We start from the raw sequence: 20,377 nt of genomic DNA, 5'->3' as shown, positions 1-20,377 counted from the left end.
TTCCCTTGTAGCGACTATATTAGCCGTTCTCATATTTATTTTGACGTTATTTCTTAAGAAACAATAACACTGCTATTATTAAATAAGAAAAATGTAGCTAAAATGCTCTTCACAAAAGAACTTAGATTTTTGTATAATAAGAACTAATGTTCCTCACAAGGAAACAATGGACTCAAATTACACAAATATATCAAATAGAAGAGGATTGATATACGATGAAAATTGATAGACCAAAAATTTCACCAGAGTTATCTTCAAAGAATTTTCAAGATATTTTTTATGAAGAAGATCCAACATTGGAAGTGTGTGAAATTATAGACTCCACTTTCGAAAATGAATCTGTAGATAGAGTGCGATTATATGATGCGGTGATAAAAAACTGTAAGTTTACTAATACAGACTTTAGCAATATTGATATTACAGATGTTTGTTTTGAAAACTGTGATCTATCAAATGTTAATTTAAGCAATTCTTCTGTTCACAGAGTCGAATTTAAAAACAGTAAATTAATCGGAGTAAATTTCACAGAATCTAGCTTAGGAAATGTTAAATTTGAGAATTCAATTTTGAATTTAGCGGCATTTGGAAATTCCAAACTAGAAAAAATCATCTTCAATGAAACTTCATTAAATAATGCAGATTTTTTTGACTGTAAACTTAAAAAAGTTGAATTCCAATTATGTAGTCTTGATGAAGCTAATTTTGATCAGACATCACTGAAGGGGATAGATATTAGTTCTTCTACCTTTGATACACTTACAGTTTCAGTGAACGATTTAAGAGGATGTAAAGTATCAACATATCAAGCTGTTCAGTTTGCTACTTTATTAGGATTAATAATTAAAGATTAGTATTTCGAAGAAAAGAACCCTATCCCGAATCATGGATTTTTTAATTGTCCACGATTCGAGATAAAGTTCAAATAAATTAGTGATGACTCTTTTATTATTTAACTACAGCTTGGTTTCCTTTTACATGTTCATTATTTACACTCATAAATTCTTCAATTTCTTCAACTTCCCTAATGATATCTTTTGACAAGTTTTCATACCCGTCTTTCGTTACAAGAATGTCATCTTCAATACGAATTCCAATTGATTCTCCTTCAATATAAAGACCAGGTTCAATTGTTATAACCATACCTTCTTCTAACACTCTATCTTTATATATTCCTACATCATGTGTATCTAAACCAAGGAAATGGCTGACACCATGATAATAGTATTTTGATAACTCTTCATCTTCTTGAATTAAACCGATTGCTTTACACTCTTCTACCAGTACCTTTTTTGTATGCTCATTTAATGCAGCGAACTTTAATCCTGGCTTAATAAGTGCTGTTGTTTCTTTTAATGCTTTTAATACAATATTATAAATTTGTTTTTGACGACTAGAGAATATTCCATTTGCCGGGAATGTATAACTAATATCAGCGTTATAGTAGTCTTTTTGAGCACCTAAATCTAGTAATACTAAGTCACCATTTTGAATTTGTGCATCATTATCTTCATAATGAAGAACTGTAGCATTTTTCCCACTCGCCAAAATTGTATTGAACGCATGGTACTTAATGCCAGATGACTTCAGTGTAAAATCAAATTGTGCTTCTAATTCATACTCCATCATGCCTGCTTTTGCATGCTTAAGTACGTTGTAAATACCGTCTTTCGTTATAGCAATCGCTTCTTTAATAATTTCAATTTCTTCCTCTGTTTTAAATACTCGTAATTCACAAATGTTCGGATATACATTACCAATTGTTACATGTGGGTATTTTTCTCTTACATGTTTAGCAAATGCTAATGTTTTTGTCTCCGTACCATTCCAATCACGACGTTCTATATCTAAATATAGATGCTTCGCATTTTCTGTAAAAAGTATATTTGACATTGTCTTTTCAAAGCTATCTAAATATACAACTTTCTTTATACCTGAAATTTTCTCTGCTTCTTCGTTAGAAACTGTTTTACCGACCCATTTTTCCATTACTGGATCTGACTTTTCAATGAAAAGTGTTTCTTCAACACTACTTCCAACCTTTTTCAGCATAAAAATAACATTTGGTTCATCGATTCCCGTTAAGTAGTAAAAATTACGATTCGGTACAAATTTATAATGTGCATCAGCTGACATATGCGGTGCTTGTCCCGCAAATAATATCGTAATAGATCCCTCTGGTAATGTGTTTGCTAATCGTTCTCTATTTTGAGCAAAAAATGTTGATTTCATAATAATCCCCCTAGTGTTCTATGTATGCTTGTGAAACTAATCATCAATACAATTCATTCTATTATTGTTATAATTTTTCGTCAATTAATAGTACTCATAGCCAAAGGAGAATTTTCATTACTAAGGTCCCTTCCACGCTAAATTATGCATACCACTCCACAATTTCTTGACATTTATTCCATATACTTAAAATCACGTATATAGGAAAGGGGCCTACAAATTTGAAACATTATGTAGCAACAGGGTTAGCAATTACTTCTTTATTAATAATTTCAGGATGTTCTAGCAACGTCGAAACAGCACCAGTGAAAAAAGAAACGGCGCAATCTCAACCAAAAAATACAAAAACAGCAAATACGAATCCGCAAGACTTCTATAAAGAAATTACATCTGGAAAAATCGAGCACATTCATGGAATTGGCTATGCAGGAAATATGCCAGGTGTTTCTATTGCCACTCATAGCGGGATAAAAGTTTATCAAGATGGCAAATGGTTTGAAACTAAGACTGAGCTACATGATTATATGGGATTTCAGGCAACGAAGAACGGATTCTTTGCCAGCGGTCACCCTGAACCAGGTGCAAATTTAAAAAACCCTTTAGGATTATTGAAAAGTTCTGATGGTGGTAATACTCTTGAAAAGCTAGCATTTTACGGAGAATCTGATTTTCATAACCTTGCTGTCGGATATAATACAGAAGCAATTTATTTATACAATGAGCGTCCAAATTCTAAATTACAACAAGGTTTTTATTTCAGTACGAACAACGGACAAGATTGGGAAAATAGTAAGTTAAAAGGTCTTTCAAGTACGATTCATTCCTTTTCCGTACATCCGAATCAATCTAGTGTAGTCGCAGTAAGTGCCAAAGACGGTGTTTACTTATCTACAGATTACGGAAATACGTTTGAAATATTCGCTAAATCACTTGAATCGACCGCAATTACATTAAGTAATGAAGATGTTATTTACGCACCTATCAATAAGCAAATCGTAACGAAGAAATCAATTGCTACAAATGAGGAGACAAACATACAAATTCCACCTTTAGATCCTAAAGATACAATTATGTATATATCACAAAACCCTCAAAATTCAGCTGAAATTGTATTTGCTACAATGAAAGCAAATGTGTTCCTTTCTACAGATGAGGGTAAAACATGGAAGCAGCTTACTAAAGAAGGAACATTCCAAATTAATTAGAAGGGTGAATATAACGTGTTTTCAATAATTAGTGAATGGAGCTATCAACTCATGTCTCCTTTAATAGATGTCGCGAATGCTACGAAATCAGTACCTCTTTTATTTGCGTTTTTATTAGGCATTGTAGGTACACTTGCTCCTTGCCAATTAACAGGAAACATTAGCGCTATTACACTTTATGGAAATCAATCTTTACAAAAGGGACATACCTGGAAACATATACTGTTATTCATTTTAGGAAAAGTAATAGCTTTTACGACACTTGGACTTTTAGTCTGGTTATTAGGAAAAGAAATTCAACAAACATTAACTTTGTATTTCCCATGGTTACGCAAACTGATCGGACCTTTATTAATAATAATAGGTCTAATATTATCAGATATTATAAGAGGAAGAAATTTCTTCTCTACCCTTTTCCCTATTAAATTTATTCGAAAACAAAATGAAGTCAGCTCATTTTTACTTGGTTTTTTCTTTTCTTTAGCTTTCTGTCCGACTATGTTTGTGCTATTTTTCGGAACGTTACTCCCTTTATCTTTACCCTATAATTACGGGTACTTGTTTCCTACATTCTTTTCGATAGGAACTGCTCTGCCTATCGTCGTATTAATGTCCATCATCTCCTATCTAGGATTAAATGGGGCACTACTTAAAAAGAGCCGAAAAATAGGAAAAAACATTCAACGTATAGCCGGTGTTCTCCTTATTTTAATCGGACTTTATGATACTGCTCTATATTGGTAATACATACAAAAAGGTAAGTTCAATTCATTTGAACTTACCTTTTTTAAAAATTATATTTAACTCTTCTACATGTCCTTTTGCTTCATCTCCCACTTTTTATACAGTAGTACTGCACCAAATAAAAATACTCCCGCAACAAATGAAGCTACTGGTAACATTTTTATCATTTCATCAGGAAATACGAGTGGCAATAATGGAAATGCATACGCTGCTGGAATACGTACTCCAACGATTTTTAATAAAATAACCATTAATATCATATTTAATAACGTGACTACAATCCATGAATCAATCGCAAAGTACAATATTGTTCCAACAGTTGCCGATGCAGTTAATACTAATATTTGTTTAAAAGCCATTTTTTCATTATACATCGGCTTTTGAAGTGATTCATACACAACAACTAATATTGGTGGAATAACTGCTAATTGTTCATAACCAGTTATCCAGCATAAACTAATCCATACGAAATTTAGTATTAGAAATACAGTCATATATTTATACTGTATTTGCACTTTTCGCTCAATACCGTTGTTCAATTTAAATATAAGAACACCTATCATTAAAATAAATGTTAAAGCAAATACCGCGATAACAAATGACCATTCCGTCGCATTTGTTACTAACGGTAATAAACCTGTCGCAATGGATGGTGCTAAATTGGATTGAATTACACGCAAAAACAGCATCATGAATACAAGCGTTAAGCTTACTTTCTCTAAATAGGCTATATCCATTTGATTCACCATAAAACCGATTACAGCTGTTATTGACGGTGCAATAAAAATTTTTTCTGGTTGTCTTAACCATCCTGGCTCACGATACGCCCATAAAGCAATTGCCATCGCTGCTATTTCCGGCAAAATGACTTCTGGATCATTTAATAACACACCAGCTATTACCATAGCTAAAATAAATAAAATAGCAATCGTATATGAGATGATTGTTTCTTTCTTTGAAATTACTGCATTCATTATTGCATACTCCTTTTTGCTTATTGCTTTCATAATGTAAAACAACAAGTTAATATACCCTACCACAGTATTGTATATTAACATCTTTTCTATTTCAAGTATTAGTAGTCATTTACATTCTCTCTCACCCCATACACTTACAAAACAAGGCATTTTATAGACATTGACACTTATTAAAAGATAGGTTAAAATAACTATACATTAGTAAGTAGCTAATGTAATTAAATCTAACTAGAGGTGAAACAAATGAAAAATATTTTATTCCGTATTAACGAATTGTCAAAAAAAGAAAAAGCAACTGGATTAACAGTTGATGAAAAACAAGAACAACAAATGTTGCGCCAAAACTATACACAAACATTTCGTGGAAGCTTAGATTCCATTTTATTAAACACAAAAATTGTTGATCAAAATGGTCTTAACGTTACACCTGCTGCATTACAAGATGCTCAAATACGTTTAAAATTAAGCAAATGAGTTCCGAGCTAAAGAATTTTAATAAAACATAAAAAGAACTGGATTTCCTATATAGAAATTCCAGCTCTTTTTATTCTCTTTTTTAATTTAGTAAACGAGCGATACATCGCAATTCTCCACGACACAATCATCGCAAATGCAAGTAAGAAAAACATTCCACTTAACTCCGCTAAATCAATCGATTGACTTAAATATGATTTCAACGCTACTCGTACAGCTAATAATCCGACTAAAATAAATATAAATGCTTTTGACGGTTTCATATATATTTGTTCGTCTCTTATTTCAAACTTCGTTGTTTTTATAAGAAATACAGAGAAAATAAGCCCTGCAATAATTGCTTCTATTATTTCTAACGACGTTAATCGGAATTCCGGTAAAAAGTACATCATTGCTCCAGTACTCATAAAAATTGGCGGCAATATAATTTTCTTTTTCGTTACCGGCTTTTTCGCTGCTTTAAAACGTAGAAACATTACCCCAACAGCCATACAAACTGCTACGACACTTGATAAAAGTGCTATCATACTTTTCACTCCTATCTATTTAAATGACTTTTTTAACAAAATCATAAACCAATAAGTAACTACATCCCGCATTATAGAATTTCTTCATTATATTCCTCCTGCTGTAAACTTTCCATATTCGTTGCAATCATTTTATGCAAAGTTTATGAACGGAATATGAACAAAAAAGCCATTCTGCAATTAATTATTGCAGAATGGCTTTTTAACTTATTTTAAATCGTCAATTGTGAAAGCACCTGGAAGTAATTGCTCAACAGTCACTTCTTTTTCATCACCTTTTACATTCGTTAATAATACAGGCATTTTCGGATCACAGAATTCAGCAATTACTTGTCTACACGCACCACATGGTGAAATAGGTCCATCAGTTTCTCCTGTAATAACTAAATAACTAAAATCGCGCTCACCTTCTGATACTGCCTTAAATATTGCTGTTCTTTCTGCACAGTTACATAAACCGTAAGAAGCATTTTCTATATTACAACCAGTATAGATTTTCCCTTCTTTCGTAACTAACGCTGCGCCAACAGGAAATTTAGAATACGGAATATACGCTTTCGATAACATCTTGTTTGCTTCTTCAATATATTTTTTCTTATCCATATTATTTCCCCCTCAAAGTAAATGAAATGATGATTAGTCAGTAATAACTGTATGAACTAATTTAGGAGCCACTGCTGTTTCAGCGATAGAGATGTTTTCATAAATTTTTGCTTTTACATCTTCTACATTTTCACGATTTGCGTAGATTGTTACGAATGGCTCGCCTTCTTTTACTGCATCGCCAACTTTTTTACGTAACATTAAACCTACCGCTAAATCGATTTCATCTTCCTTCGTTGCACGACCTGCACCAAGTAACATAGCTGCAATACCAATCTCATCTGCAACAATGTTAGAAATAACACCTGAAGTTTTTGCAGGTACATCAATTACATACTTAGCTTGTGGCATTTTTTCTGGATTGTCTACAATTGAGCTATCTCCGCCTTGATTACTTAAGAACTCTTTAAATTTCTCAATTGCTTTTCCGTTTTTCATCACTTCAATTAGCATTTCACGAGCTTCTTCTAACGTATTTGCTTTTTTCGCAAGTACAACCATTTGACTTCCTAATACAAGTACTAATTCTGTTAAATCTTCTGGACCTTCACCTTTTAACGTATCAATCGCTTCTTTCACTTCTAGAGCATTACCAATCGCAAATCCAAGAGGTTGTGACATATCTGAAATAACAGCCATAGTTTGACGTCCTACATTATTTCCGATACGTACCATTGCATGTGCTAATTCTTTTGCATCTTCTTCTGTTTTCATAAATGCGCCAGCACCTGTTTTTACATCAAGTACGATTGCGTCAGCACCAGCTGCAATTTTTTTACTCATAATTGAACTTGCGATTAAAGGAATTGAGTTAACCGTTCCGGTTACATCGCGTAATGCATAGATTTTTTTATCTGCAGGTGTTAAGTTTCCTGTTTGTCCAATAACAGCTACTTTGTCACGGTTTACAATATCAATGAACTGCTCTTTCGTAATTTCAACGTGGAATCCTTCTACCGCTTCTAATTTATCAATTGTTCCGCCCGTATGTCCTAAACCACGACCAGACATTTTTGCTACTGGTACATCTAAAGCAGCTACTAATGGTCCTAATACTAATGTTGTTGTATCACCAACACCGCCAGTTGAATGTTTGTCTACTTTAATTCCTTCAATTGCTGATAAGTCGATCGTTTCTCCAGACTCAACCATCGCCATCGTTAAATCTGCACGTTCGCGATCTGTCATATCTTTAAAGAAGATTGCCATTGCAAGCGCACTCACTTGATAATCAGGAATACTTCCGTCTGTATATCCATTAATAAAGAATTTGATTTCTTCAGTCGTTAATTCTTTGCCGTCACGTTTTTTTGCAATAATATCTACCATTCTCATTACAATCACCATTCCTTTTTATATTATATAAATCTATTAAAATAATAAGCCAACGATTGTTGCTGATAAGAAACTTACTAATGTTGCACCGAATAGTAATTTCAAACCAAATCTTGCGACTACATTCCCTTGCTTTTCATTTAAGCTCTTAACTGCCCCTGCAATAATCCCAATTGAAGAGAAGTTTGCAAATGAAACTAAGAATACAGAGATAATCGCTGTCGTTCTATCTGAGAAATTAAAGTTTCCTTGTGCTAAATCTGTCATAGCGACAAATTCATTTGATACTAATTTTGTTGCCATAATATTTCCGGCATTAACTGCTTCATGCCAAGGTACACCCATAATAAATGCAAATGGTGCAAATGCATAACCAAGAATTTCTTGGAATGAAATACCGATTACACCTTTAAATACTGCATTAATGAATGCGATAAGAGCAACGAAACCGACTAACATAGCTGCTACTGTAATCGCAACTTTAAATCCATCAATAATGTATTCCCCTAATACTTCAAAGAAGGTCTTCTTCTCTTCTTCTTGTACTTCTAACATATCTTCTTCCTCAGTAACTTCATATGGGTTAATGATAGAAGCAATGATGAAACCACCGAATAAGTTAAGCACTAAAGCGGTTACAACATATTGTGGTTTTAATAACACCATATATGATCCAACGATAGACATAGAAACTGTAGACATTGCTGATGCACATAATGTATACATTCTTTTCTCTGGCAATAACCCTAGTTGTTTCTTAACTGAAATAAATACTTCAGATTGTCCTAAAATCGCAGATGCAACAGCGTTATATGATTCTAGTTTCCCCATTCCATTTACTTTACTTAATGCTAGACCGATAGATTTCACAATAATAGGTAATACTTTAATATGTTGCAAAATACCTATTAAGGCTGATATAAATACGATTGGCATTAATACACTTAAAAAGAACGAAAACTCTTTTTGATTTACTAATCCACCAAATACGAAATTCACACCGTCAGCGGCATATTTTAATAGCTCTCCAAAACCATCTGCTATTCCGCTAATTAATATATTCCCTACACTTGTATTTAATAATAGAAACCCCAAAATGAATTGTAATATAACCATCGTTATGATTGGACGATATTTGACTTTCTTTCTATCATTACTAGCAAGCCAAGCGATACCTAAAATCAATACGAGGCCAAAAACACCGATTAAGTATTTCATAAGCCGTTTCCTCCCATTCGTATCCGCTTACATTTTTTTCAATTATTAAAGCAATAGATATACTTTAAACGTATATCTATTGCTTTAAGCTTTTATCGATTAGTAGTTATCTGTAGCACCTTTTGCATCATTTAATACGATTGCAACACTAGCACTTGCTCCAACGCGAGAAGCTCCAGCAGCTACCATTTTGTCTGCATCTTCACGTGTACGAACACCGCCAGATGCTTTTACACCAACGTTTGGTCCTACTGTTTTACGCATTAATGCGATATCTTCAGCAGTTGCTCCGCCAGTTGAGAATCCAGTTGAAGTTTTTACGAAATCAGCACCAGCTTTTACTGATAATTCACAAGCACGTACTTTCTCTTCATCTGTTAATAGGCAAGTTTCAATGATTACTTTTACAAGAGCTTTTCCTTTTGCTGCTTGTACTACTTCATAAATGTCTTTTTCAACAAATTCGTTATCGCCATCTTTTAAAGCGCCTACGTTGATTACCATATCAACTTCAGTTGCACCTTTTGCGATAGCATCTTTTGTTTCAAATGCTTTTGTTTCAGTAGTGCTTGCTCCTAATGGGAAACCGATTACAGTGCAAACGTCTACATCATGTCCAGCTAGTTCATCAGCCGCTAATTTTACCCATGTTGGGTTAATACAAACAGAAGCGAATTTATATTCCTTTGCTTCTTCGATTACTTTCATAACATCTTCTTTAGTAGTATTAGCTTTTAAAATTGTATGGTCAATTAACTTTGCAATGTTCATTATCTTCACTCCTCATATCTTTTAACAACTTCATTCTAACTCTTAGTTGAACAAATGTAAATACACTTTTGAAATTTTGTTCATTATTTTTTAAAAAGCATTTTCTTGTAGTAAATAAAGCGCATTCTAACAAAGAACAGTTCATATATAATCAAATTTTCTATGTTAACAATGGTAGTATGTATCTCCATATCCATAATTATTTTTAAAAAGGCAAATTGTGTTCAAAAAAGACTCCTATCATTCATACATAACAAAATAAAAGGAGTTCTCAATATGTTAATTTTGAGAACTCCTTTTATTTCTAACCTTTTTGATAATGTAACAGTTCTTTTGCTGTATGCTGATCGATAATTAATACATTTGCATACCCGCCACGTAACGCACCATCAATTGCTTTTATTTTTCTATTACCACCTGCAACTAAAATAGAGCGTTTCTTTAATTTCAGTTCCTCTAACTCAATTCCAATGGTACGCTTATTGATTTCTTCACTACTAATATTTCCGTCTCCATCAAAGAAACGTGAACAAATGTCACCGACCGATTGTTTTTTGAGTAAATTTGTTTCATCCTTATCGAAATAACCTAATCGGAATAATAGCGCTTCGTCTCGCACTGTTCCTACAGTGAAAATTGCAATATTCGCTTGTTTTCCCATTTCGATAATGTGATGAATATGTCGATCCTGCTCCACTAATTCTTTTGTCACTGCATTATCAAATATAACCGGAAGAGGTAGATTTCTTGGCGTCGTTTGAAAAGCATCTGCAAATAAAGCTATCGTCTCATTCGCATATGTATTTACACTTGAATGACTAATACCACCTTTTAGCTGGACAACCTCTACCCCTTTTACATGTTGCGGTACGATTTTTCTAGCGATTTCATACATAGTCATGCCCCAGCTTACACCAACAATATCACCGTTTTTAACCGTCTTTTCCATATACTCAGCAGCATATTTACTTATATACTCTGTAATCGTTGCATATTCCGGCACTGGAGAAAATACCACATGTGCCTCTAACAAGTTGTACTTTTCTTTCAGTAAATTCCCGACGTTATCTAAATCAGCAAATGGATCAGCGATGCTAATTTGAACAAACCCTTTTTCTTTCGCGTACTTTAACAATCTAGAAATCGTCGGTCTTGAAATATTTAATTTATTAGCAATTTCTTGCTGACTATAATCTGATTGATAATATAATCTTGCAACTTCAACGCTTAATTGTTGTTTATCTTTTTCCATAGTAACTCATTACAAATCCCTTCCTGTATTTCCCTTTCGTTACAAGCATTATACAGCTTTATGCAAAAAAATTCGACTACCGAATTTTATCTAACTGAACTTCTATTCCACTTATTATATACAATGAAACCTTATTGTGTAGATTTACAAACCCAATATAGAAACACTTAAAACATATAAATCGGTTTATATGTAATTCTTTATTGCTTTTCCTGTAGTAACGATAACAAAGCCGTTCAATAAGAAACATGAAACATCGTCTAAAAGCTATTCAAATACCCCTCATAAACAAAAGATACTGTTCATAAGGGGTATGTATTCAATTTAAGTTTATAAAAATCGGATGGAAACACTGCAAGTTCTCACTTATTTAGAATAAGAGAAAAGATGATGTTTTATTTGTTCAATAAAATAATGATGGTGTATATTATCGTTAGATACGCGACTTGCCATAATAGCTCCCTCCATTGAAGATGCAAGAAAAGAAGCGAGCGATATAATATCTATATCTTCTTTAAGTTCTTGTTTCTCTATTCCTTCTTTTATGAGAGAAGCCATTAACATTACTGTATCATCATAACCTTTTGCTGCTGCTTTTTGTAATTCTGGAAATACTCCAGTACTTTCAATTGCGCTATTAAGTAATGGACAGCCTCCAGCAATAGGAGGATTATTAGCTGCATCTTGATATACAAGGAAAATTGCAAGGATTTTATCGATTGCTGTCTTTTTATTTTCCATTGCTTTATGAAAATGACTCCACATAATCTCACCACTTTTGTCATAGGCAGCAAGGACAATTTCTTCTTTACTTTTGAATCTACGATAAATAGATCCTTTAGGTAGTTCAGTAGCTGTCATTATATCCTGTATGGATGTGCGAGTTATCCCATTAGTATTAAATAAATATAAAGATGTTTCAATAATTTTTTCTTTAATCTTATCAACTTTAGTCATACTTTGTAATCCTCCTAATAAAAACGAGCTTAATATTCCAGGTGATATTTACCATCTATTTTCTTGAATTTTTTTGTAAGTATAAATAAGTTTGGAACAAAAATATATTATCCATCCCTATATTATGTGAACCTCAAACAATACAGTTTGAAAAGAGGTAATCAAATTGTATTATCTATATCATTCAAATAAATTTTCTGTCAAAATTAACATGTCCAATTATTTAATTCAGTCCTGTTATACAACTAATTTCACCTACAATTGTAGAAGGTGTAAAAATATATAGTTAATTTTAACGTATAGACTATGATTATTATATATAATTTTTATTAATATGTTTAGCTAAAGTGTTTGAACTACTCCCACTTTCACTTCGTATATTAGGATATCTCCCGCAGTCCTTGCAGTTAAAAGCCTTATCACTTCATTCTATAAAAAGCTAATTGTCAAAAATTAATGAGTACTGAAATTTGCTTGTGAATAAGCAACTGAGATATAAATATATTTGTTATTTACCATTTTTATTTTATTAATAATTTATAAAAGGGGTTTAAAAAACTAGAAACTTATAGTATCATTAGTTTCCGAACCGAACGGTCCGGTTCGGTATTAAATAAATATATTTTAGAAGGAGAACCTAATGCAGCAAGAAAAATCAAAGATTCTAAGTAACTTAATTATGGAGGTAATAAAGTGAACTTTATAAAAATGAATAAAAAAGAAATTATTATGCTAATAGTTTATACAATGTTTGCACTACTCCAAATTGGCTTGTTCATATTATTTGGCCTATCACTTTTAACTAACAGTAATTTAGTTGAATCAGAATTTGCTCTTAGTGCCATCGGTTTGACTGTACCTGCTATTGTAGGAATAATTTTCTTTAGGAAAGAAATTATTGAAAGTTTTACTTATTTTAAAGAGAAAACAATTTTGAAAATAGTAAGCATTCCTATGGTGGTTTTACTTATGGTAATTGTGGAAAATTCTATTATGCATTTTCTAAACATAGGTCAGCCAGAGAACCAAGAACAGGTCCTTACAAGGGGCGCAGAGGTGCCTATTATATTCACATTACTTCTATTTGGGATTATAGGGCCAATAATTGAAGAAATCATATTTCGTCATATATTAGTGAATCGTTTTTCGGAATATGTTGGTACTGCTATTGCATCCATCGTTTCGATTATAATTTTTGCAGGTCTTCATTCAAATCAACTTTCGGATCTTGCTATATATTTACCTGGTACGGTGATGCTTACTGCGGCTTATCTTATTTCTAATAGATCCCTTGCATATGTTATAGCGATACATATGTTAAACAATTTTATTCCTTTTATTTAATTGCATATGTCATAACAAGACATATGTAATTGAAGGTTTTGATGCAAAAATACTCTATGTTTCTATCGAGTATTTTTGGTACCAGAACCACTTTTTCTAAATCATAAGAAATCTTATCAAAACTACAACTTATTAGGAGAGTGTCGGTTATGATTGTAACAACAACGTCTGGAATTCAAGGTAAAGAAATTATTGAGTATATTGATATTGTAAATGGTGAAGCTATTATGGGTGCAAACATTGTCCGCGATTTATTCGCTTCAGTTCGTGATGTTGTCGGTGGCCGTGCTGGTGCTTATGAAAGTAAGCTAAAAGACGCTCGTGATATTGCAATGGACGAAATGAAAGAACTTGCAAAACAAAAAGGTGCGAACGCTATCGTTGGTATTGACGTAGATTACGAAGTTGTACGTGATGGAATGTTAATGGTTGCTGTCAGTGGTACAGCTGTACGTATATAAGTAAATAAAAAAACGGTTCCTCCCTTGGAATTTATACTTTGAGGAGGGGCCTGGTTCTGTTGCAGATTTTAAAGAATAAAAAGAGATGTTGATAAAGCATTATACGTCGAAAAAACACAGTTTGATTGTAAACTGTGTTTTTTTATATAGAAGCCTCATCCCATCACTATCAAGCTAAAATTTTGTTTTAAATTGTAAAAAATGTACTTTTTTTACTTTGGGGTAATTTTGAATCCTTAAGCTTATGGGCATGTGCTGGTACCCTCTAATACTGTACAAATTTTTTATAAATGGTTGTAAGGTTCTACGTTTTTGACCATTCTGTACAACGATAACTTTGGTTTATTGATTTCACCTGTAATCTGGTAGCCTATCCTCTGATACAATTTAATGGCAAGTTGGTTCTCTTTCTTTACCGTCAGAGAGCACTTGGCAAAGCCTTGCAGCGAAGCTTGTTCCTCAGCAAACTCAATTAATCTGGTACCTATCCCTAGTCCTCGACTTTCGGGCAGTAAGGCAATTGTTCCGATGTGAAACTCGTCATCTTCTCCCTCCTTCAAGGTAAACATGGAATAAAGCATTTTGATATTCAGAATGTTATAAACAACAAAACCCAGCTTTCGGAACGAAAGCAGCTGTTTAAAAGTGGGCCAGGCAAGACGATTTAAAACGGGTATGGGATAGCAAGTAATCATCCCTAAAGTTTTCCCGTCCATTTGAGCTTCATAGGCGTATTGATGACTAAAACGGTTGTTCTCCTGCCGCCATAGCTTACAAAATGTCCAATCGACTGTGTTCTTCTCCTCAGATCCTGCAAGTGGAAACGCCATGTATTCCAATGCCATTACATTTAGCTGGGCGCCGACCATGGATTGATGAACAGCCTTTACAATAGAGATTTTATTCATTATCCTATTGCTCCTTTTCACTTTCTATATTATTAATATTAATTATCATGGATTTGAATCAGTTCACTTCCCTCTCAATTCATCCTTAGCTTTGAAACCATAATAAAATGTATTTAAAACAAGCTCTGCAGCAGATTTTTTAGCCACATTTCCTTCATGTACCTGTTCCCAGGTATGGAAAAGCAGAGCATAAAGCGTATTCAAAATCCATTCACTGCTAACTGTTTGCTGAAAGTAACCTCTTTGTTGTAGCAATTCAATAACGCGTCTTAAGGGTTCCCTCAGCTTCTCTTCTGCTTCACCTAATTCTTTGTTGTTAAATACAGATGCATCATGACCTAGAAAATAGATTTTGTCACCTAAAGGGATTAACGCTTCAATGAGTTCCGGGATATAGTTTTCGCTTCTTTCCTCATCCAGTGGAATCTGGTTTACAGTATCACTTACCAGTTGTATAGCCCGATGGCCCAAGAACAGCATCAATTTCTCCCTGCTTTCGACGTAGCGATGGAGTGTAGCAATTCCAATTCCCGCATATTCCGCAATTTCATTCATCGAAGCAGTAGGATTTTCAACAAGCAATATAGTAGCTGAATCAAGAATTGCATTAAATCTCGCTTCCTTCAACGCTGACAAGTCTTTCTTCATCGTCAATCTCTCCCTTTTTCTGTATAAAGTCGTCATTTTTGATAGATAAATATATCATTTGATATTATAATAAACAATCTCAAATAAAGTGTCCAGCTGCTGAATGTAGCTTTTCAAAAAGAATTATATTCCTGAAACTGATAGTACTTTGAATGTTTCATTTTTAGCATTTCATTATTTAGATAACGATGAAGAAATTAAATTCTTTAATGTAATAAATACAAGAGCCAAAGGAAATGGTACGAGTTACTTTCTGCATAAAGTTATCGGTTTATTTTAAAATTCACTTCCGGGTATTTGGTTATCAGCCTTTTAAGGGTTGAGCCGTCATCCTTCTGTTTTACATACTGGTCAAAAAATGCCAGGCTGAATTCGTTAATAATACGATGAACTTCCTTTGGATTTTCACCTGGGCTCTGCAACAGAGGTGAGAACAAATGTAAATCGGTAAAGCTTGTATGATCCGTATGAGGAATGACTATTGACATACCACCGCCAGCTAACCCGCGTCCGTATCGCTCCCTCACTTCAAAGGGATCTGCTTCATCAGGCTCTTCTGCATTCATGAGCAGAAATGGTTTTCCAATGCCACTTTCAGGCAAGATTTCACCATACAATGTACCATCCATATTGATAGCTGCTTTGACACGAGAATCTTTTGCAAGTATTTGTGCTGCGGTAGCTCCACCGTAAGAGTGGCCAAACATTCCAATTCGTGAGGTATCCAGTCTTCCTGTAAAGAAACCGGTCTCATCGTTTTCGTTAAGTTTCTCTATCTGATTAAGGACAAAGCTGACATCTTCCTCCCATAATTTTATGTGGCTATCTCCTTCATCAGTTAAATTGATGGGCTGTACGTAAGCAGTTCGACCACCTGGAAAGACGGTAGCTGCAGCATCAAAGGTATGATCGATACTTAGAACAATATATCCTTGACTAGCCAACTCCTCAACTTGAAACGTGTTTTGATTACGAAAACCATTAAAACCATGAGAGAAGAGTAATATGGGATAGTGATTCTCTGAGTCTGAGAGTTGTAAATCCATAAACGAATGAGACTTTACCAATTCCATGTGGCTGAATGCAAATGCAGGAATAGACAATGTTTTTTCCAATCCCTTGGAGAGCTCATTTATGTTACGAATATAAGGTTCTGGATCCCCCTTGCTTTTTTCAGCTGCAGGATACCAAATTTGCACCATCAGTTCGCGCCGATCGTTTGGATTTTTTGAATATGGTTCATTTCTCTGATGATCAACCCAATGATATAGCTTCGTACCGACCCTATGTGGACCAGTTGGTTCTTCAAATGAAAATACTGGCATAAGTAAGGGTAGCGCAACTGCTACAGACAAATAGATACATAGTAACGAAGTCTTAACTATGAATATACCCGAACTTCTAAAGCCCTTTTTCCGCCCAGCTAATAAATAGCATAAAATTAAGATAACTGGGGATACATATGCCGGAATCATCTGCCACCTAAAACCTTCTGCCAATAACTGAACTGTAACCATTACAACGGCAATCAAAGTAGCTAATTTAGACCACTTTTTCGTTTCTCTGCCTATTAACAGTATCCAACTCAATAGACTAAAATTCACTACTATCAAAACAACTTCCCAGAAATTCATTGGCCTATCTCCTTTGCATGCATTTTACTTCTAATTAAAGAGGTAGTTTTCAGCCTAAGCAAAAGCAGATGAAACACCTATATAGTTGCACCAATTATGCTTAGTAACCGTTTCATCCACTCTACTCCTTTATTCAAATTAAAAACTTAAAATGCCCAGCTACCTTTACGAAAAATTGGTTCTACAGTTCCATCTGGTAGAATACCGTCAATGTCCATCTCACTGCTGCCAATCATAAAGTCCTCATGTGTTACTGAAATATTTGCCCCTAACGTTTCAAGCTGATCGTTTTCTAAATCTCTTCCACCCTCTAAGCAAGTTGGATAAGCTTTACCAATCGCTAAATGGTTCGATGCATTTTCATCAAACAATGTATTAAAATATAAAATTCCCGATGCTGAAATTGGTGATTCATGTGGTACAAGTGCTACTTCACCTAAATAGCAAGAGCCTTCATCCACATTAATAAGCTCTTGTAATAAATCATGTCCTACCTGTGCTTCAGCTTTAACAATTTTTCCTTCTTCAAATGTCAGTTTAAAGCCATCGATAATATTCCCTTGATAAACTAATGGTTTTGTATTGCTTACATAGCCATTTACACCTTGTTTCATCGGTAACGTATAAACCTCTTCTGTCGGCATATTAGCCATAAAGATAGTATCATCAGGAGTTTTACCACCTCCAGTAACCCATTTATGCTGTGGTGCTAATGCAATTGTTAAATCAGTACCTGGCGCTGTATAGTGAAGCTTCATATATTTTTTATCGTTCAGTAGGACCGCACGAGATTCTAAATTTGTTACATGTTCACGCCATTTTTCAATAGCACTGCCGTCACCAATACGAACAGCTTTAAAAATAGCCTCCCATAATGCTGGTACTTGATCCTCAGTTGCTAAACCTGGGAACACCTTCGATGCCCACTTTGGTGAAGGAACTGCTACCATCGACCAAGCTATTGAATCCTTCATTACGGCGTTGCGATTGTTTCTCAGAGCAGCTCCTGCTACCTTTTGATAGGTAGCTAGACGATCAGATGAAATACCTGTAAATTTATCAGGATCTGTAGCATCTATCATTAATAGTGCTCCTTTACATTCGATCAGCTCATCATTCATTTTGACTATCCACTCTGGGAAGCGATTAAATTCTTCATCTGAGGCATAATCAAAGTAAGCACGTTCCATTTCTTCATCCGAAAAATTAACATGAACACGCCCTGCCCCAGCCTTATAAGCCTCTTTCACAACTATACGGGCGAAATCCAATGCATCCACTGATGTATTGACTAATAAGTATTGCCCTGGTTGAATATTGACACCGATTTTCACCGTAAGTTCTGCATATGCTTGTAATTTTTCTTCAAAAGTCATATTATTTACCTCGCTTTTATTAAATTGGTTTTGAATTCCCCTCACTAACTTACTTTCATACCATACTTTCTGAACAGGTTTTCTCAGAATTTCCATTTTCTATTTTTTACATTTTTTATCAGGACATGATAACAACTAATGGATTTTTTCTACTACTCATATATTTAATTTCTAAACTTTGATTCAATTAATATTGATTTGTTTTTCAAAAAATCTAATCGAAGGGTATCAAACACTACATAAAGTTATAGAGTTCTTTATTGTGAAAGCTCACTCAGTTCTTCCCAATCTTTTCAATGCTGCTGTACCTAAAGACTTACCATCAATGGGGCGTTTAACATTCTCAATCACTCCTTTATCTTTACAAAAGTATTTTTGATAGATAAACATATCATTTGACATAAGATTAAATCATTTTAAATGAATTATCAAGCTATAAAATTTAATTTTTAAAAAATTCGGTAAAAAACCATATAAAAATAGATTCTATCAAAGGGAGCGATAACGAAAAGATTTTTATACACACATGGATAAAACACATGACAAACTTATATATAATTGCAAGTTCAACTCTCACAAAAAACAGGATAAAAAAATAAACAGCAGAACTAGTCCACTGTTTACTTCGCCACGCCTTCATGTAATTTTTCTGTATAATCCTTTACATCTTTCCAGCTATCTTTCGCTGTATGTAAATCTTCTTTTATAAACGTAAACTCTTCCGGACTAATTCCTTTTACGTTTTGTAGTAAATTATTATATTTTGCACCTACTGTATACCATTGATTTGATATGTTTTGTAGTGCTGTAATTGCTGCATCAATTGTTTCTGTCATGTTTGTTGTTTTATTTTTTACATCAGTCAAAATTAAGACTTCTGCTTGCGCTCCTGAAATTCTATCTTTTAAATTAGCGATTTCTCTTTCTGCATTTGCGATATCTTTTTTCGCAACCGCGATCATTGGCCCGCCAGCAAGACATGTTATTAGCGCTACGCAAAGTACGCCACCAGCAATGACCATATCATTACTCTTTTTAATTGAATCGTTATATGTATTTATTTGTTGCTCTAAAGCTGGAATACCAGCATTCGTACTTGCCAATATCGCTGTTAACTGATTTGTATCCTCTTTGAAACTATTTGTATCTTTCGCCATTCTATCGCGAAAAGCTTTCAAATTCCCTAATAATCCATCTACCTCATTTTGATTCTTTACAATATCCGCATACAACTTTTCTAAATCCGCTTTTAATTTTCCGCTATCCTTTTGATCAATCGCTATTAACATGTCATTATAATACGATTGAAAAGTATTATTGTAATTTATAATATTTTGATCCGTTTTCATAATTTGAGGCTTCATATTATTTAACCAATATGCTGCATTAACTTTTGCATCTCTTTGATGCTGAATCATATTCCCTTTAAATTCACTATTAATCGAACTTATTTTACTTAAATCCGTCTCTTGTTGATTTTGAATTAATTTTGCATATGAATCCATTGCAAATATACTTGATGTTGTTTGTGCCATTACTTCTTGGAATCCAGCTGGTCCAAGAGAATAGTTTTTCACATTTTCTTGTAGCACCTTTACATTTTGTTCTGCTGCAAAAGGATGTAAAGGAAATACGTTACTCGTTGCCACCCCAGCAATCATTACCGCTAAAAGGCATTTTTTATAAAATCGTTTCTGCATATTTTTCACCTATT

The 20,377-nt window shown here is 33.8% G+C and carries 21 protein-coding genes; 6 read left to right on the top strand and 15 right to left on the bottom strand.

Annotated elements, in window-relative coordinates; all coding sequences use genetic code 11:
- The first annotated feature begins 215 nt into the window (after positions 1 to 215).
- Positions 216 to 851 (top strand): pentapeptide repeat-containing protein, encoded by a 636-nt coding sequence (locus ACTFP3_RS05640; protein ID WP_000687270.1) that lies wholly within the window; start codon positions 216 to 218, stop codon positions 849 to 851.
- A gap of 94 nt (positions 852 to 945) precedes the next feature.
- Here ACTFP3_RS05640 and ACTFP3_RS05635 read toward each other — a convergent pair whose 3' ends face one another.
- Positions 946 to 2,229 (bottom strand): aminopeptidase P family protein, encoded by a 1,284-nt coding sequence (locus ACTFP3_RS05635; RefSeq protein ID WP_326035996.1) that lies wholly within the window; start codon positions 2,227 to 2,229, stop codon positions 946 to 948.
- A gap of 221 nt (positions 2,230 to 2,450) precedes the next feature.
- Between ACTFP3_RS05635 and ACTFP3_RS05630 the strand changes: the two genes are divergently transcribed.
- Complete coding sequence (locus ACTFP3_RS05630) at positions 2,451 to 3,434, top strand: F510_1955 family glycosylhydrolase (protein ID WP_000683844.1); 984 nt, start codon at positions 2,451 to 2,453, stop codon at positions 3,432 to 3,434.
- A gap of 15 nt (positions 3,435 to 3,449) precedes the next feature.
- Positions 3,450 to 4,178: an urease accessory protein UreH domain-containing protein gene (locus ACTFP3_RS05625; RefSeq protein WP_002061125.1), complete on the top strand. Its 729-nt coding sequence runs from the start codon at positions 3,450 to 3,452 to the stop codon at positions 4,176 to 4,178.
- A 65-nt stretch (positions 4,179 to 4,243) separates the two neighbouring features.
- Here the strand turns inward: ACTFP3_RS05625 and ACTFP3_RS05620 are convergent, their stop codons facing one another.
- Positions 4,244 to 5,152, bottom strand: a complete 909-nt coding sequence (locus ACTFP3_RS05620; protein WP_326035995.1) for a hypothetical protein — start codon at positions 5,150 to 5,152, stop codon at positions 4,244 to 4,246.
- 246 nt (positions 5,153 to 5,398) lie between these two features.
- Between ACTFP3_RS05620 and ACTFP3_RS05615 the strand changes: the two genes are divergently transcribed.
- A complete protein-coding gene (locus ACTFP3_RS05615) occupies positions 5,399 to 5,629 on the top strand; it encodes a DUF896 domain-containing protein (protein ID WP_000789783.1) in 231 nt (76 codons plus the stop codon).
- A gap of 47 nt (positions 5,630 to 5,676) precedes the next feature.
- Here ACTFP3_RS05615 and ACTFP3_RS05610 read toward each other — a convergent pair whose 3' ends face one another.
- From ACTFP3_RS05610 to ACTFP3_RS05580, 7 genes are all read right to left on the bottom strand, one after another.
- A complete protein-coding gene (locus tag ACTFP3_RS05610; protein ID WP_440009572.1) occupies positions 5,677 to 6,156 on the bottom strand; it encodes a CcdC family protein in 480 nt (159 codons plus the stop codon).
- 207 nt (positions 6,157 to 6,363) lie between these two features.
- Positions 6,364 to 6,759, bottom strand: coding sequence for a cytidine deaminase (locus tag ACTFP3_RS05605; RefSeq protein ID WP_000358533.1), 396 nt, complete (start codon positions 6,757 to 6,759; stop codon positions 6,364 to 6,366).
- Between the two features lie 33 nt (positions 6,760 to 6,792).
- Positions 6,793 to 8,094 (bottom strand): pyrimidine-nucleoside phosphorylase, encoded by a 1,302-nt coding sequence (locus tag ACTFP3_RS05600; protein ID WP_025710128.1) that lies wholly within the window; start codon positions 8,092 to 8,094, stop codon positions 6,793 to 6,795.
- A gap of 36 nt (positions 8,095 to 8,130) precedes the next feature.
- Complete coding sequence (locus ACTFP3_RS05595; protein WP_000876188.1) at positions 8,131 to 9,312, bottom strand: NupC/NupG family nucleoside CNT transporter; 1,182 nt, start codon at positions 9,310 to 9,312, stop codon at positions 8,131 to 8,133.
- A gap of 99 nt (positions 9,313 to 9,411) precedes the next feature.
- Positions 9,412 to 10,083 (bottom strand): deoxyribose-phosphate aldolase, encoded by a 672-nt coding sequence (gene deoC / locus ACTFP3_RS05590; protein WP_001017440.1) that lies wholly within the window; start codon positions 10,081 to 10,083, stop codon positions 9,412 to 9,414.
- Positions 10,084 to 10,387: 304 nt separating this feature from the next.
- Positions 10,388 to 11,335: a sugar-binding transcriptional regulator gene (locus ACTFP3_RS05585; protein WP_000409781.1), complete on the bottom strand. Its 948-nt coding sequence runs from the start codon at positions 11,333 to 11,335 to the stop codon at positions 10,388 to 10,390.
- Positions 11,336 to 11,701: 366 nt separating this feature from the next.
- Positions 11,702 to 12,292, bottom strand: coding sequence for a TetR/AcrR family transcriptional regulator (locus ACTFP3_RS05580; RefSeq protein WP_000169640.1), 591 nt, complete (start codon positions 12,290 to 12,292; stop codon positions 11,702 to 11,704).
- A 693-nt stretch (positions 12,293 to 12,985) separates the two neighbouring features.
- Here ACTFP3_RS05580 and ACTFP3_RS05575 point away from each other — a divergent pair.
- Together ACTFP3_RS05575 and ACTFP3_RS05570 are read left to right on the top strand one after the other, a co-directional pair.
- Positions 12,986 to 13,636: a CPBP family glutamic-type intramembrane protease gene (locus ACTFP3_RS05575; RefSeq protein WP_001009308.1), complete on the top strand. Its 651-nt coding sequence runs from the start codon at positions 12,986 to 12,988 to the stop codon at positions 13,634 to 13,636.
- A gap of 149 nt (positions 13,637 to 13,785) precedes the next feature.
- The gene (locus ACTFP3_RS05570; protein WP_000637505.1) at positions 13,786 to 14,097 is read left to right on the top strand and encodes a heavy metal-binding domain-containing protein; all 312 of its coding nucleotides are present in this window, start codon (positions 13,786 to 13,788) and stop codon (positions 14,095 to 14,097) included.
- Between the two features lie 284 nt (positions 14,098 to 14,381).
- Here the strand turns inward: ACTFP3_RS05570 and ACTFP3_RS05565 are convergent, their stop codons facing one another.
- The 6 genes from ACTFP3_RS05565 to nheC all read right to left on the bottom strand — a co-directional run bounded on the left by ACTFP3_RS05565 (position 14,382) and on the right by nheC (position 20,363).
- Positions 14,382 to 15,005, bottom strand: a complete 624-nt coding sequence (locus ACTFP3_RS05565) for a GNAT family N-acetyltransferase (RefSeq protein WP_001033856.1) — start codon at positions 15,003 to 15,005, stop codon at positions 14,382 to 14,384.
- Positions 15,006 to 15,068: 63 nt separating this feature from the next.
- On the bottom strand, positions 15,069 to 15,653 hold the full coding sequence (locus ACTFP3_RS05560; RefSeq protein WP_000710981.1) for a TetR/AcrR family transcriptional regulator: 585 nt from the start codon (positions 15,651 to 15,653) through the stop codon (positions 15,069 to 15,071).
- A gap of 263 nt (positions 15,654 to 15,916) precedes the next feature.
- Positions 15,917 to 17,287 (bottom strand): alpha/beta hydrolase family protein, encoded by a 1,371-nt coding sequence (locus tag ACTFP3_RS05555; protein WP_017657309.1) that lies wholly within the window; start codon positions 17,285 to 17,287, stop codon positions 15,917 to 15,919.
- 146 nt (positions 17,288 to 17,433) lie between these two features.
- Positions 17,434 to 18,663, bottom strand: coding sequence for an aminopeptidase (locus tag ACTFP3_RS05550; RefSeq protein ID WP_326035992.1), 1,230 nt, complete (start codon positions 18,661 to 18,663; stop codon positions 17,434 to 17,436).
- A gap of 270 nt (positions 18,664 to 18,933) precedes the next feature.
- Positions 18,934 to 19,065, bottom strand: coding sequence for a hypothetical protein (locus tag ACTFP3_RS05545; protein WP_440009568.1), 132 nt, complete (start codon positions 19,063 to 19,065; stop codon positions 18,934 to 18,936).
- Positions 19,066 to 19,283: 218 nt separating this feature from the next.
- Positions 19,284 to 20,363, bottom strand: coding sequence for a non-hemolytic enterotoxin NHE subunit C (nheC, locus tag ACTFP3_RS05540; protein WP_326035991.1), 1,080 nt, complete (start codon positions 20,361 to 20,363; stop codon positions 19,284 to 19,286).
- Positions 20,364 to 20,377: the final 14 nt, after the last annotated feature.

The sequence above is a fragment of the Bacillus cereus group sp. MYBK5-2 genome (assembly GCF_051915685.1).
In the GTDB taxonomy this organism is placed as follows: Bacteria; Bacillota; Bacilli; order Bacillales; family Bacillaceae_G; genus Bacillus_A; species Bacillus_A cereus.
This window is presented reverse-complemented; position numbering and strand designations above follow the sequence as displayed.